The 12,714-nt window shown below is 70.7% G+C and carries 16 protein-coding genes and 1 tRNA gene; 2 read left to right on the forward strand and 15 right to left on the reverse strand.

Annotation, left to right across the window (positions count from 1 at the left end):
- The 5 genes from CCO04_RS07560 to rplJ all read right to left on the reverse strand — a co-directional run bounded on the left by CCO04_RS07560 (position 1) and on the right by rplJ (position 4,405).
- Entirely contained in the window at positions 1–828 is an 828-nt protein-coding gene (locus tag CCO04_RS07560; RefSeq protein WP_215813496.1) for an ABC transporter permease, read from the reverse strand.
- 10 nt (positions 829–838) lie between these two features.
- Positions 839–1,621 carry an MlaE family ABC transporter permease gene (locus CCO04_RS07565; protein WP_374196981.1) on the reverse strand — a complete coding sequence of 261 codons (783 nt, stop codon included), beginning with the start codon at positions 1,619–1,621 and terminating at the stop codon, positions 839–841.
- Positions 1,622–1,686: 65 nt separating this feature from the next.
- Positions 1,687–2,649: an ABC transporter ATP-binding protein gene (locus CCO04_RS07570; RefSeq protein ID WP_038676937.1), complete on the reverse strand. Its 963-nt coding sequence runs from the start codon at positions 2,647–2,649 to the stop codon at positions 1,687–1,689.
- Between the two features lie 634 nt (positions 2,650–3,283).
- Positions 3,284–3,676: a 50S ribosomal protein L7/L12 gene (gene rplL, locus CCO04_RS07575; RefSeq protein ID WP_215813497.1), complete on the reverse strand. Its 393-nt coding sequence runs from the start codon at positions 3,674–3,676 to the stop codon at positions 3,284–3,286.
- Between the two features lie 75 nt (positions 3,677–3,751).
- Complete coding sequence (gene rplJ, locus CCO04_RS07580; RefSeq protein WP_215813498.1) at positions 3,752–4,405, reverse strand: 50S ribosomal protein L10; 654 nt, start codon at positions 4,403–4,405, stop codon at positions 3,752–3,754.
- 294 nt (positions 4,406–4,699) lie between these two features.
- Between rplJ and CCO04_RS07585 the strand changes: the two genes are divergently transcribed.
- Together CCO04_RS07585 and CCO04_RS07590 are read left to right on the forward strand one after the other, a co-directional pair.
- Complete coding sequence (locus tag CCO04_RS07585) at positions 4,700–5,263, forward strand: SMI1/KNR4 family protein (protein ID WP_215813499.1); 564 nt, start codon at positions 4,700–4,702, stop codon at positions 5,261–5,263.
- A gap of 55 nt (positions 5,264–5,318) precedes the next feature.
- Positions 5,319–6,602, forward strand: a complete 1,284-nt coding sequence (locus CCO04_RS07590; RefSeq protein WP_215813500.1) for an aminotransferase class I/II-fold pyridoxal phosphate-dependent enzyme — start codon at positions 5,319–5,321, stop codon at positions 6,600–6,602.
- On the opposite strand, the gene CCO04_RS28390 is transcribed toward CCO04_RS07590, so the two are convergent.
- The 10 genes from CCO04_RS28390 to CCO04_RS07640 form a co-directional block, all read right to left on the reverse strand.
- Positions 6,592–7,263, reverse strand: coding sequence for a DUF4232 domain-containing protein (locus tag CCO04_RS28390; protein ID WP_215813501.1), 672 nt, complete (start codon positions 7,261–7,263; stop codon positions 6,592–6,594). The two genes, CCO04_RS07590 and CCO04_RS28390, sit on opposite strands and share 11 nt — an antisense overlap.
- A gap of 162 nt (positions 7,264–7,425) precedes the next feature.
- Positions 7,426–8,139 (reverse strand): 50S ribosomal protein L1, encoded by a 714-nt coding sequence (gene rplA / locus CCO04_RS07600; RefSeq protein WP_215813502.1) that lies wholly within the window; start codon positions 8,137–8,139, stop codon positions 7,426–7,428.
- 61 nt (positions 8,140–8,200) lie between these two features.
- The gene (gene rplK / locus CCO04_RS07605; RefSeq protein WP_215813503.1) at positions 8,201–8,635 is read right to left on the reverse strand and encodes a 50S ribosomal protein L11; all 435 of its coding nucleotides are present in this window, start codon (positions 8,633–8,635) and stop codon (positions 8,201–8,203) included.
- A 152-nt stretch (positions 8,636–8,787) separates the two neighbouring features.
- Positions 8,788–9,711, reverse strand: a complete 924-nt coding sequence (nusG, locus tag CCO04_RS07610; RefSeq protein WP_215813504.1) for a transcription termination/antitermination protein NusG — start codon at positions 9,709–9,711, stop codon at positions 8,788–8,790.
- Between the two features lie 49 nt (positions 9,712–9,760).
- Positions 9,761–10,024, reverse strand: coding sequence for a preprotein translocase subunit SecE (gene secE / locus CCO04_RS28395; protein WP_215813505.1), 264 nt, complete (start codon positions 10,022–10,024; stop codon positions 9,761–9,763).
- A 59-nt stretch (positions 10,025–10,083) separates the two neighbouring features.
- A tRNA-Trp gene (locus CCO04_RS07620) sits at positions 10,084–10,156 on the reverse strand.
- Positions 10,157–10,293: 137 nt separating this feature from the next.
- Entirely contained in the window at positions 10,294–10,965 is a 672-nt protein-coding gene (locus CCO04_RS07625; protein WP_257753717.1) for a TetR/AcrR family transcriptional regulator, read from the reverse strand.
- A gap of 20 nt (positions 10,966–10,985) precedes the next feature.
- Complete coding sequence (locus CCO04_RS07630; protein ID WP_215813506.1) at positions 10,986–11,414, reverse strand: hypothetical protein; 429 nt, start codon at positions 11,412–11,414, stop codon at positions 10,986–10,988.
- A gap of 88 nt (positions 11,415–11,502) precedes the next feature.
- On the reverse strand, positions 11,503–12,093 hold the full coding sequence (locus CCO04_RS07635) for a hypothetical protein (RefSeq protein WP_215813507.1): 591 nt from the start codon (positions 12,091–12,093) through the stop codon (positions 11,503–11,505).
- Positions 12,090–12,689: an RNA polymerase sigma factor gene (locus tag CCO04_RS07640; RefSeq protein ID WP_215813508.1), complete on the reverse strand. Its 600-nt coding sequence runs from the start codon at positions 12,687–12,689 to the stop codon at positions 12,090–12,092. The genes CCO04_RS07635 and CCO04_RS07640 overlap by 4 nt, the downstream gene beginning before the upstream one ends.
- Positions 12,690–12,714: the final 25 nt, after the last annotated feature.

Genomic DNA, 12,714 nt, shown 5'->3' on the forward strand with positions numbered 1-12,714 from the left:
TCACCCCGCCAGTCGCACGGTGGTCGAGGCGCCCCAGATCGCCATGGACAGGAAGAGGTCGATCACGTTGATCGCCACGATGCTCGTCCGCACCGCACGACCCACCGCGACGCCCACGCCGGCCGGACCGCCGGAGGCGGTGTAGCCGTGGTAGCAGTGGATGAGGATGACGACCACCGCGAACACCAGCACCTTGCCGAAGGACCACAGCACGTCGCCGGGTGGCAGGAATTGGTTGAAGTAGTGGTCGTAGGTGCCTGATGACTGCCCGTAGAACTGGGTGACCACCAGGCGGCTCGCGACGTACGACGAGAGCAGGCCCACGACGTACAGGGGGACGATGGCGATCAGGCCGCCGATCACCCGCGTGGTGACCAGGAACTGCATCGACGGGATCGCCATCACCTCGACGGCGTCGATCTCCTCGGAGATCCGCATCGCGCCCAGCTGGGCGGTGAAGCCGCAGCCGACCGTCGCGGCGAGCGCGATGCCCGCCACCAGCGGGGCGATCTCGCGGGTGTTGAAGTACGCCGAGACGAAGCCGGAGAACGCCGCGGTGCCGAGCTGGTTGAGCGCGGCGTACCCGGAGAGCCCGACCTGGGCCCCGGTGAAGAAGGTCATGCCGATGATGACGCCGACCGTGCCGCCGATGACCGCCAGGGCGCCCGAGCCGAGGGTGACCTCGGCCAGGATGCGCAGGATCTCGCGCGGGTAGCGGCGTACCGACCGGGGCAGCGCGATGAGGACCTTGAGGTAGAAGGACAGCTCGTGACCGAGGTTGTCCAGGCCCTTCATCGGCCGGTCGTAGATCGCCTTGATGCTCGCCATGTCCGCTCCCCTAACCCGTCTTCGGCGGGACGACCTGGAGATAGATCGTGCTCAGGGTGAAGTTGACGACGAACAGCAGCAGGAAGGTGATGACCACGGACTCGTTGACGGCATCGCCCACGCCCTTGGGGCCGCCACCGGCGTTCATGCCCTTGTAGGCGGCGACGATCGCGGCGATGAGTCCGAAGACCAGCGCCTTGATCATGCCGATCCACACGTCCGGTAGCTGGGCGAGCGCGGTGAAGCTGGCCAGGTACGCGCCCGGCGTACCGTCTTGGAGGATGACGTTGAAGACGTAGCCGCCGGCCACGCCGACGACGCTGACCATGCCGTTGAGGAAGACCGCCACGAGCATGCACGCCAGCACCCGGGGCACGACGAGGCGCTGGATCGGATCGATGCCCAGCACCATCATCGCGTCGAGCTCTTCACGGATCTTGCGCGCGCCGAGGTCGGCCGCGATCGCCGACCCACCGGCCCCCGCGATCAGCAACGCCGTCGCGATCGGCCCCGCCTGCTGGATGACCGCCAGCACCGACGCCGAGCCGGTGAACGACTGGGCACCGAACTGCTTGATCAGGCCACCGACCTGGAGCGCGATGACCGCGCCGAACGGGATGGCGACGAGCGCGGTCGGGATGATCGTGACCGAGGCGATGAACCAGGCCTGCTGGATGAACTCCCGCGTCTGGAACGGTCGCCGGAAGAGCCCGCGACCGACGTCCAGCGCGAAGGCGAACAGCTTGCCCGCCGTACCGAAGGGGGCGATGACACGTGCAGCGGTCAGCGACACCTACCGCCCCTTTCCATCCTGATGCTGTCTCCTCGATCCGTTCCCGTGGTGCGCCGCGCGCCGGCTCAGCTCTGCTGCTGTCCCGCCGCGTGCTCGGCCTCGCGGGTGAACGACCCCGGAGGCGGCGTGATCCCGTTGGCCCGGCACCAGGCACCCGGCTCGGCCTGCGCCCGGCGCGGGATGCCGTTGGAGGGCTCCATCTGGAGCGGGATCGGCGGCAGCGGCGGCAGGTCCATGTCCTTCTCGGCCTCCAGCTGGTCGGCGTCCTTCTCCTCCGACATGCCGATCGGCCCGATCGTCTGCGCGTTGAGGAACTGGCGCACGACAGGCTCGTCCGAGGACAGCAGCATCTCGCGCGGCCCGTACATCGCCAGGTGCTTGTGGTACAGCAGACCGATCTGGTCCGGCACCACCCGCACGCTGTGGATGTCGTGGGTCACGATGAGGAAGGTCGCGTCGATCTGGGCGTTGAGGTCGACGAAGAGCTGGTTGATGAACGACGTACGCACCGGGTCGAGACCGGAGTCCGGCTCGTCGATCAGCAGGATCTCGGGGTCCAGCACCAGCGCCCGGGCCAGCCCGGCCCGCTTGCGCATACCACCGGAGATCTCACCGGGAAGCTTGTCCTCGGCCCCGAGCAGACCGACCATGTCCATCTTCTCCATGACGATGTCACGGATCTCGGACTCGGACTTCTTGGTGTGCTCGCGCAGCGGGAAGGCGACGTTGTCGAAGAGGTTCATCGAGCCGAACATCGCGCCGTCCTGGAACAGCACGCCGAACAGCTTGCGGATCTCGTAGAGCTCCTTCTCGGAGCACGACGCGATGTCGGTGCCCTCGATCACGATGGAGCCCTCGTCGGGCTTGATCAGGCCGATCAGCGCCTTGAGAAAGACGGACTTGCCGGTACCCGACGGTCCGAGCATCACCGAGATCTCGCCCGCCGGAAGGGTCAGCGACACGCCCTTCCAGATGAGCTGCTTCCCGAACTGCTTCGTCAGGTTCGTCACCTGTACGTCGACGCCCATGATTGACCTCTCCCTCGTCCGCCTGCCGGCCCAGGCTGCGTAGGAACAACGCAGCCGCGTGGCGCACGTTACGCGGCATCCGTGGCATGCGTCACGCCTACCCGACCATCGAGACCCGCAAAGTACTGACGAGTAGCTCTAGCGTCCAACTCACGAGTAGTGGTAGCCCCGAACCCCACCCGGCCGGGGCCGCGGAAGCGGCGGAGGTGGCGGCGGACGAGGCGACAGCCGAGCCGGAGGTGGCGGCCGCACAGCGGCGGCGCGGGCGGAGCCCGTGCCGTTGTCGCGCCGCCCAGCCGGCCGTCAGGGCCCCCGCAGTCAAGGACGCCCGACGGGCGCCGCGAAGCGGACCGAGCGAAGCGAGGGTCCTTGACGGCGGGGGACGGCCGGCTAAGCGCGGCCGCCACCGCAACCCAGCTCACCAGCCACCCTGCGACCTCGACCCAGGAAACCTGCACCCTCGGCGCAGCAACCCCGCGACTTCGACCCAGCAACCCCGCGACCTCGGCGCAGCAACCCGCGCACTTCGCGCACCAAAAACAGCACGAGGCGGGCCCCCGAAGGGACCCGCCTCGTGCCAGCGAGCTGTCCGGCCGCTACGCCCACCCGGAGGCGGCGCGGCGACCGGAGGAGATCACTTGAGGGTGACGGTGGCGCCGGCGCCCTCGAGGGCCTCCTTGGCCTTGTCAGCCGTCTCCTTGTTGACCTTCTCGAGGATCGCCTTCGGGGCGCCCTCGACGAGGTCCTTGGCCTCCTTGAGACCGAGGGAGGTCAGCGCGCGGACCTCCTTGATGACGTTGATCTTCTTGTCACCGGCAGCCTCGAGGACGACGTCGAACTCGTCCTGCGCAGCGGCGGCGTCGTCGCCACCCGCGGCACCGCCGGCGGCGGGAGCGGCGGCAACGGCGACCGGGGCGGCGGCGGTGACGCCGAAGGTCTCCTCGAACTGCTTCACGAACTCGGAGAGCTCGATGAGGGTCATCTCCTTGAACGCGTCGAGGAGCTCGTCGGTGGTGAGCTTCGCCATGGTGGCGTCTCCTTCTTGGTGCTTGTGGCCCGCGGACGCGGACCGGGTTTCAGGTGGTGGTACGTCGGCCTGGGCTCAGGCGTCGGTGGAGTCGGCAGCCTCGTCAGCGGCAGCCTCGGGGGCCTCGGGGGCCTCCTCGGCGGCAGCCTCGTCGGCGGCCGGGGTCTCCTCGGCAGCGGCCGGCGTACCGGCACCACCTGCGAGGATCGTGGGGTCCTCCTGGGCCTTCGCCTCCAGGGCACCGGCGAGCCGGGCAGCCTGGGCGAGCGGGGCGTTGAGGAGGTAGACGGCCTGGCTGAGCGAAGCGAGCATCGCGCCCGCCAGCTTGCCGAGGAGCACCTCGCGCGACTCGAGATCGGCCAGCTTGGCGATCTCCTTCGCGTCGAGGAGGTTGCCGTCCAGAACGCCACCCTTGATCACGAGGGTGGGGTTCGCCTTGGCAAAGTCACGCAGACCCTTGGCAGCCTCGACGACGTCGCCCTTGATGAAGGCGATGGCGGTCGGGCCGGTGAGGAGCTCGTCGAAGCCCTCGATGCCCGCCTCCGTGGCGGCGAGCTTGGCCAGCGTGTTCTTGACCACGGCGTAGTTGGCGTTCGCACCGAGGGAGCGGCGAAGGTCCTGCAGCTCCTTGACGGTGAGACCGCGGTACTCGGTCAGCACAGCGCCAGCGGACTCGCTGAAGGACTCAGCGATCTCCGCGACGGCGGCCTGCTTGTCTGCCCGCGCCATGGGTCTCCTTCCAGTGGTTACCACCGCGAAGGGCCCCGATACGACGAACGCCCCGAGCGCAGGCGCTCAGGGCGTGGACTTCGGGCACCTTGCGGTACCCGGGTCGTGCTCTGATCCCCTGCGCAGGCCGTCCGCGATGTCTCGCGGATCCTTCGGTCAGGGCTGGGAGCCCAGACGACCGGCGGTCTTAAGGTTTCAGTCGGCAACGGTACGGCGCCCGCCGCGCCGCACCAAATCGGCGCCGACTCCCCCGCCCCACGGTTTGCGGCTCGTCGCCGCGGGGACGGTGCTCGCATGAGCGAGACCCCCACCCTGCACGACGAGCTCGTCGCCGCACTCCAGGACACCAGCCGCGACGACTACGAGATCGTCGCGGCCGGCCCGGCGACCGAGGAGCAGGTCGTGGCGCTCGAGGCGGCCCTCGGCCTCACCGTGCCGGCACCCCTGCGCGCGCTGCTCGGCGACCGGCTCAACGGGCTGGCGGTCCTCGCGCGCACCGAGCTGTGGCCCGCGCCGCAGGTGTTCGACGTCGGCCCGGCCTGGACCTTCTGGCCGGGTCTCGTGGTGCTCGGGGTGGGCGGGGAGGACCTGCCCGGCTGGGCCTCGATCGAGGAGCGCGCCGAGGGGCTGCGCGAGGCGGGGATCACCGACGTCGTCCCGGCGTTCGCGGTCTACGGCGACGGGGACCGCACCTGGGGACTGCGCCCGGACGGCTCCGTGGTGCTGGCCTGGGCGTCGAGCGGCGAGGTCGACGTGCTCGGCACGGACCTCGCGAGCGCCTACCGCGAGGAGGTCGTCGCGCTGCACCAGCGCACCGCCGACATGGTCGCGCTGCGGCGCGAGCGCGGCGAGCTCTGACCTCGACGGACGGACCGGGCGCGCGCCCCGCGCGCGGACTTGGCACGATGGTCCTGTGACCACCTCCGCGCAGCCGCTGTCCGCCCTCTCCGCCGACGAGCTCGCCACCCGCCTCACCACGGTGCGTGGCGCGTACGACGACCTCAAGGCCCGCGGCCTGACGCTCGACCTGACGCGCGGCAAGCCCGGCGCCGACCAGCTCGACCTGTCCAACGCGCTGCTCGGCCTGCCCACGTCGTACCGGGACCGCTCGGGCGCCGACGTGCGCAACTACGGCGGCCTCGAGGGCCTGCCCGAGATGCGCGAGATCTTCGCCGACCTGCTGGGCGTCGACGTCGCCGCGGTGGTCTGCGGCGGCAACTCCAGCCTGACGATGATGCACCAGGTGCTCACCGCGCTGCTGCTCAAGGGCGGCCCCGACTCGCCCCGCCCGTGGGGCGAGGAGCCGGTCGTGAAGTTCGTCTGCCCGGTGCCGGGCTACGACCGCCACTTCACGATGCTCGCCGAGCTCGGCATCGAGATGCTCCCGGTCCCGATGACCCCCGACGGCCCCGACCCGGTCGCCGTGCGCCGCCTCGTCGCCGACGACCCGGCCGTCAAGGGCCTGTGGATCGTGCCGACGTACGCCAACCCGACCGGCGCGGTCTGCTCCGCCGAGGTCGCCGCCGAGCTGATGGCGATGCCGACCGCAGCGCCCGACTTCCGGATCTTCTGGGACAACGCCTACGCCGTGCACCACCTGACCGACGACGAGATCAAGAGCGCCGACGCGCTCGGGCTCGCCGCCGCCTCGGGGCACCCGAACCGGCCGATCATGTTCGCCTCGACCTCCAAGATCACCTTCGCCGGCGCCGGCGTCGCCGCGCTCGCGGCGTCCCCCGAGAACAAGGCGTGGTACCTCCAGCGCCTCGGCTTCGGCTCCATCGGCCCGGACAAGATCAACCACCTGCGCCACGTCGAGCTCTTCGGCGACGCCGACGGCGTCCGGGCCCACATGCGCAAGCACCGCGACCTCATCGCGCCGAAGTTCACCGCGGTCGAGGACGCACTGTCCTCGCGCCTGACCGGGCTCGGTATCGCCGAGTGGACGGTGCCGACCGGCGGCTACTTCGTCAACCTCGACGTCCTCGACGGTACGGCGTCGCGCGTGGTCGCGCTCGCCAAGGAGGCCGGCATCGCGCTGACCCCCGCCGGCTCGGCGTTCCCCCACGGCGACGACCCGAACGACCGCAACATCCGCCTCGCCCCCACGTTCCCGGTGCTCGCCGAGGTCGAGGCCGCGATGGCCGGCGTCGCGGTGTGCGTCGAACTGGCCGCGCTGGAGAAGCTCAGCGCCTGAACGGCGTCAGCCGCACGGTGGTGAGCGGCCCGATGTCGAGCGTCGGGTCGTCGGGGGTGTCCCCGGCGATCCGCGCCGGCACGGCGACCGGAACCTGACCGCGCGCGAGCTGGAGCACGAGCAGCGACACACGCTCGGACTCGGGCTCGGCACCGGCGAGGTCGCCGGTCCACTCCAGGTCGCTCGTGGCCCGCTCCCCCGGCGCGAGCCGGACCGGGCCCGCCGGGGCGTCGGACGTCCCCGGGCCCACCTCGTTGACGAACGTCGTCCCCCAGGTCCCGCGGGCGCCCACCCCGGGCACCCCCTCGACCACGCACGGCCCGTCCCCGGTGTTGCGGACGACGACCCGGCTGTAGCGGTGCCCGGCCGCCTGGTCGAAGCCCTCCAGCGTGACCGCGACCCGGTCGGGGGTGCAGTGCTCGGCGCCGGACGCCGTCGCCCGGGTGCGCAGCAGCGCCGACAGCGCGGCGTCGTCGAGCTCCTCGTCGGGAGTCGGCGCGGCACCGTCCGGGCTCTCGTCCCACCCGGGCGCGAGCTCCTCGTGCCCGGGTGCGGCCGTCGTGACGCCGGGCTCGGCCGGCGCTGCCTCCGGCTCGCCGGTGCAGGCGGTCAGCACCGGCAGCGCGGTGAGTACGGCCAGGAACCCGAGAGCACGCTTCACGCCGTCACCCTAGGCGGATCGGCGAAAAGCACGACGCCCGCCGTACCCCGAGGGGCGCGGCGGGCGTCGGATGCTGACTGTGCCTGGATCAGGCCGGCGGCCTGGCGGCCGCAGTCTTCAATCGCCTCGGCATACGAGCAAGCTCGTCTGCGCTCGGCTCAATCAGACTTCGTCCTCAGCCGCGACGTTCTTGATGCGGTTGGGGTCGACCTGGACGCCGGGGCCCATGGTCGTGGAGACGGTGACCTTCTTCAGGTAGCGGCCCTTGGAGCTGGCCGGCTTGAGCCGCAGCACCTCCTCGAGGGCAGCGGCGTAGTTCTCGGCGAGCTGCTGCTCGGAGAAGGAGGCCTTGCCGATGATGAAGTGCAGGTTGGCGTGGCGGTCGACGCGGAACTCGATCTTTCCGCCCTTGATGTCGGAGACGGCCTTGGCCGGGTCCGGCGTCACGGTGCCGACCTTCGGGTTCGGCATGAGGCCACGGGGACCGAGCACGCGGCCGAGGCGGCCGACCTTGCCCATGAGGTCCGGGGTCGCGACCACGGCGTCGAAGTCGGTCCAGCCGCCGGCGACCTTGTCGATGAGCTCGTCGCTGCCGACGAAGTCGGCGCCGGCCTCACGGGCGGCGTCGGCCTTGTCGCCGTTGGCGAACACGAGGACGCGGGCGGTCTTGCCCGTGCCGTGGGGCAGGTTGACGGTGCCGCGCACCATCTGGTCCGCCTTGCGGGGGTCGACGCCGAGGCGGAACACGACGTCCACGGTCTCGTCGAACTTCTTCTTGCTGCTGGTCTTCGCGATCTTGATCGCGGCGAGCGGTGCGTAGAGCTCGTTCTTGTCGAACGTCTCGGCAGCCGCGCGGTAGGTCTTGCTGCGCTGCATGAGTGGTCCTCTGCTTTCAGGAGATGTGGTCAGCGGGCCAGCGCGGCCCTCCCACAGTGGTTCAGGCGCCCTCGACGGTGACGCCCATGGAGCGGGCGGTGCCCTCCACGATCTTCATGGCGGCGTCGATGTCGTTGGCGTTGAGGTCGGGGAGCTTGGTCGTGGCGATCTCGCGCACCTGGTCCTTGGTCAGCTTGCCGACCTTCTCCTTGTGCGGGACGCCCGAGCCCTTCTTGAGGCCGGCGGCCTTCTTGATCAGCTCCGCGGCCGGCGGGGTCTTCGTGATGAAGTCGAAGGACCGGTCCTCGTAGATCGTGATCTCGACCGGGATGACGTTGCCGCGCATGGACTCGGTCTGCGCGTTGTACGCCTTGCAGAAGTCCATGATGTTGACGCCGTGCGGACCGAGGGCGGTACCGACCGGCGGGGCCGGGGTGGCCGAACCGGCCTGCAGCTGCACCTTGACCAGTGCGGCGATCTTCTTCTTGGGAGGCATTCCTGTGCCCTCTCTTTCTTCTCGTGGTCATGACGAGGAGCACGTCGTGCTCCTCTGCCACCTGCGTCACCGGCCCGAGGGCCGGGGAACCCAGACATTCTTCCGCGCCCGTGCGCGGACGGCGAAATTCCGGCCCGCGCGGGGCCGAGCGGTCAGACCCGCTGGATCTGACCGAAGCTGAGCTCGACCGGGGTCTCCCGGCCGAAGATCTCGACGAGCGCCTTGACCCGCTGGGCCTCGGCGTTGATCTCGGTGATCGTCGCGTGCAGCGTCGCGAAGGCGCCGTCGACGATGAGCACGGAGTCGTTGACGCCGAAGTCGGCGACCTCGATCGGCTTCTTGGCCGGCGTGGTCGACGTACCACCGGACGAGGTGGCCGCGGCGGCCTCGGCCTCGGCAGCGGCCGCGGTGACCACGGCGGGGGCGAGCATCTTCTCGACCTCGTCCATGCTCAGCGGGACCGGCTGGTGGCTGTGACCCACGAAGCCGGTGACCGACGGCGTGTGCCGCACGGCGGCCCACGACTCGTCGGTGAGGTCCATCCGGACCAGCACGTAGCCGGGGAGAACGGTGCGCTTGACCATCTTGCGCTGGCCGTTCTTGATCTCGGCGACCTCCTCGGTGGGGACCACGATCTCGTGGATGTAGTCCTCCATGTTGAGGGAGTGGATCCGGTTCTCGAGGTTCTGCTTCACCCGGTTCTCCATGCCGGAGTAGGTGTGCACCACGAACCAGTCGCCGGGCTTGGCCCACAGCTCGCGGCGGAACGCCTCGAGCGGGTCCTGGTCCTCGGCCTCGGCCTCGGGCTCCTCGTCGGCGTCGGCCTCGTCGGCCTCGTCGTCGGCGCCGGCCGCAGCCTCGGGCTCCGGGTCGATGTCGGTCTCGTCGTCGGCCTCGGCGTCGGCCTCGACGTCAACCTCGACGTCAACCTCGACGTCGGCGTCGGTCTCGATCTCGTCGGCCTCGTCCACCTCAGCTGCCTCGTCGGCGAGCTCAGCGGCCGCGAAGGCCTCGGCGGCGGCGGTGTCCTCGGCGTCGTGGGCCGGGTCGTACTGCTCGGACACGTGCTGCTCCATCAGTTGTCTCGTACGGGTCACTCAGGCGGGCACGAGCGCGCCCACCCGGTCAGATGTCGTCGGCGCCGGTGAAGATCTGGAACGCGAGCTTGCCCAGGGCAAGGTCGAGCACCGAGACGAGCGCGATCATCACGAGGACGAAGACGAGGACGACCACGAAGTAGGTGCCCAGCTGCTCGCGGGTCGGGTAGACGACCTTGCGGAGCTCGGCGACCACCTGGCGGTAGAAGGTCACCGGGCCGGTGCGCTTCTCGGGCTGCTTGCCGCCCGAGGAGTCCTTGCGGCCCCCACGGACTGCCGGAGCATCCGCCACGCTGCTCACCTTCTCCTTGTCGTGCTGGACGTCGTCGCCAGCATCTTCGTCATCTCTTGCAGGGCACGAGGGACTTGAACCCCCAACCTTCGGTTTTGGAGACCGATGCTCTGCCAGTTGAGCTAGTGCCCTCCGCGGCTTCTCCCGGATCGTGCGCACCCTGGTTCAGGGCGCGACTCACCATGTGGAAGATCCACCAGAGAGCACTCTACAGATGCACCCGGTGCCGACCAAAGTACGGACCGAACCCAACCACGGCCAGCACCGCTTCAGGCGCGCAGCGAGGTGACGAGCGCGAGCACGTCGTCCACGACGCCGCGCAGCACCGGGAGGCGGCTCATCCGGACGAGCCGGTCCACGAGCGGGACGAGTCCCCGGACGAGGGTGCGGGTACGGCGCTGGCCCTCGCTGGCGTCGTACACCCAGAAGAGGACGACGCCCATCTGGAGCAGCCACAGCAGCTCGGGCAGCTGGGCGTGCAGCGCACGGGAGACCTTGGCGTCGGAGCCGTCGAGGAGGCGGCGCATGAGATCGATGCTGCCGTCGCGAGCGGGCGCGGACTCGGTACTGAACGGCGAGAGCGGGCTGGCCGGGTCGGCGGCGTTGCGGAAGAACTGCGCCGCGAAGGCGTGGTGCGGTGCCGCGACCGTGAGCCAGGCCTCCAGGCTGCCCTGGAGGCGGGCGGCGAAGCCGGACTCCCGGGCGAGCACGTCCTCGACCGCACCCTGGTGCTCGCCGAGCAGCTCGTCGTAGAACGCCTGGACGAGGTGCTCCTTGGAGGCGAAGTAGTAGTACGCGCTCCCGAGCGAGACCCCGGCCTCCTTGGCGACCGCGCGCATCGTCGTCCGGTCGTAGCCGTCCTCCCGGAAGAGCCGCAGCGCGGTCGCGAGGATCGCGTCCCGGGTCTGGGCGGCCTTGGGGGTCCGTGGTGTCTCCGGCACGGGCTCCACCCTAGAGAGGCTCACCGGGGGGCGGCGGGGTACGCCGGGCCGTAGGCCACCGGGTAGCGCGGCATCGGGGGCGGCGGCGCGAGGCGCTGGAACTCCTCGATCCGGTGCCGGCGGCGCAGCCGGTTGAAGACGTAGACGTTGACGAAGTGCAGCACGCCGAGCGTCAGCAGCACGACGCCCACCTTGACGCTCAACGAGTCGAACAGGCCCTCGGCGTCGTGGATCCGGCCGCTGCGCACGAACAGCGTCACGAAGCCGAGGTTGAGCAGGTAGAAGCCGACGACCAGCAGGCGGTTGACCGCGTCGGCGAGGCCCTCGTCGCCCTGGAAGACGTCGGCCAGGAAGACCCGGCCGTTGCGCGAGAGCGTACTGGCGACCCAGATCGTGAGCGGCACGGTGATCGCGAGGTAGACGAGGTGGCTGGCGATGGTCCAGTTCATGGTCGAACCCTTTCTTGAACACGTTCAAAACCTTGTGCCTGCAGCGTAGGCCAGGTTTTGAACGTGTTCAAGTCTGGGTTCGAGGTGGTCAGCAGACGGGTCGCTCCCACTGCACGGCGATCGACGACCAGCCGTCGGTCTTCCCCGCGGTCCGGATCACCAGCGGCGACTCCGCGGCCACCGCGGCCGCCGGCAGCCGGAAGGTGATCCCGTCGCCGCGCGTCTCGATCGCGATCGCGCCGCACGGCAGCCCCTCGGGGACCTCGGCGCCCTCAGCCGGGTCGGTGCCGCCCGTCTCCAGGCGCGGCCCGGGGTCGATGCTGATGTCGGCGTCGGCCTTCCCGGGCGGCACCTCCTGCACCTCGGGCAGGAGCTCGTCGGCGTCGTAGCTCACCTCCGCCTCGACGCCGTGCTCCGCCAGCGCCCGCTCCAGGCCGGCGGCATCGTCGAGGCTGGCGATCGTGACCACGATGTCGCCGTCCGCCTCCTCCTGGACGGCGAACGCGGGCCCCGGCTGGAGCAGCACCGCGCCGGTCGCGATCGACCCGGCGGCGACGAGGCCGGCGCCGGCCGCGGCCCACCGCCGCCGACGGGTACGACGGGGCGAGGGCCGATCGGCGACGTGCCGGCGCAGCTCGGTGAGCAGGGACTGCTCGAACGTGTCGAGGGTGGATGTCATGACGGAACCTCCGGTGCGAGTGCGGCCTCCGCGACGGGGTGCGGGGGCTGCAGGTGGGACTGGACCAGGCGCCGGCTGCGGTGCAGCCGGACCCGCGCGGTGGCCGGCTTCACCCCCAGCACGGCCGCCGCGTCGGTGACCGACAGGCCCTCGATCGCGACCAGCTCCATGAGCGCGCGGTCGCGGGGGCGCAGGGCGCCCAGGGCGTCGTACAGCTGGCGGGTCTCGCGCTCGGCGTCGATCCGCTCCTCGATCCGGGCCAGGCTGTCGCCGTCGAGGAGGCGGCGCCCGGCGACCTTGCGGACGGCGGTGCGCTGGCGTCCCTGGCGGCGGAACTCCGCGGCCACGACGTTGCGCGCGACCCCGGTGACCCATGCCGCCGGTCTCCCCCGGCGCGGGTCGTAGCCGCCGGCGGCGTCCACGGCGGCGAGGAAGACGTCGGCCGTCAGGTCGGCCGCGAGGTGCGGATCGCTCACCCGGCGAGCGACGAACCGCTGCACCAGGTCGAGGTGAGCGCGGTAGAACGCCTCGAAGGCGTCGGGGTCGTGGCCGATGCGGCGGACGTCGTCCGAGGCACCGGCGGGCTGGTCGCTCATGTCCCCTCTTGGCCCTAGGGGTGCT

It is taken from the genome of Pimelobacter sp. 30-1 (genome assembly GCF_018831735.1).
Lineage (GTDB): Bacteria > Actinomycetota > Actinomycetes > Propionibacteriales > Nocardioidaceae > Nocardioides.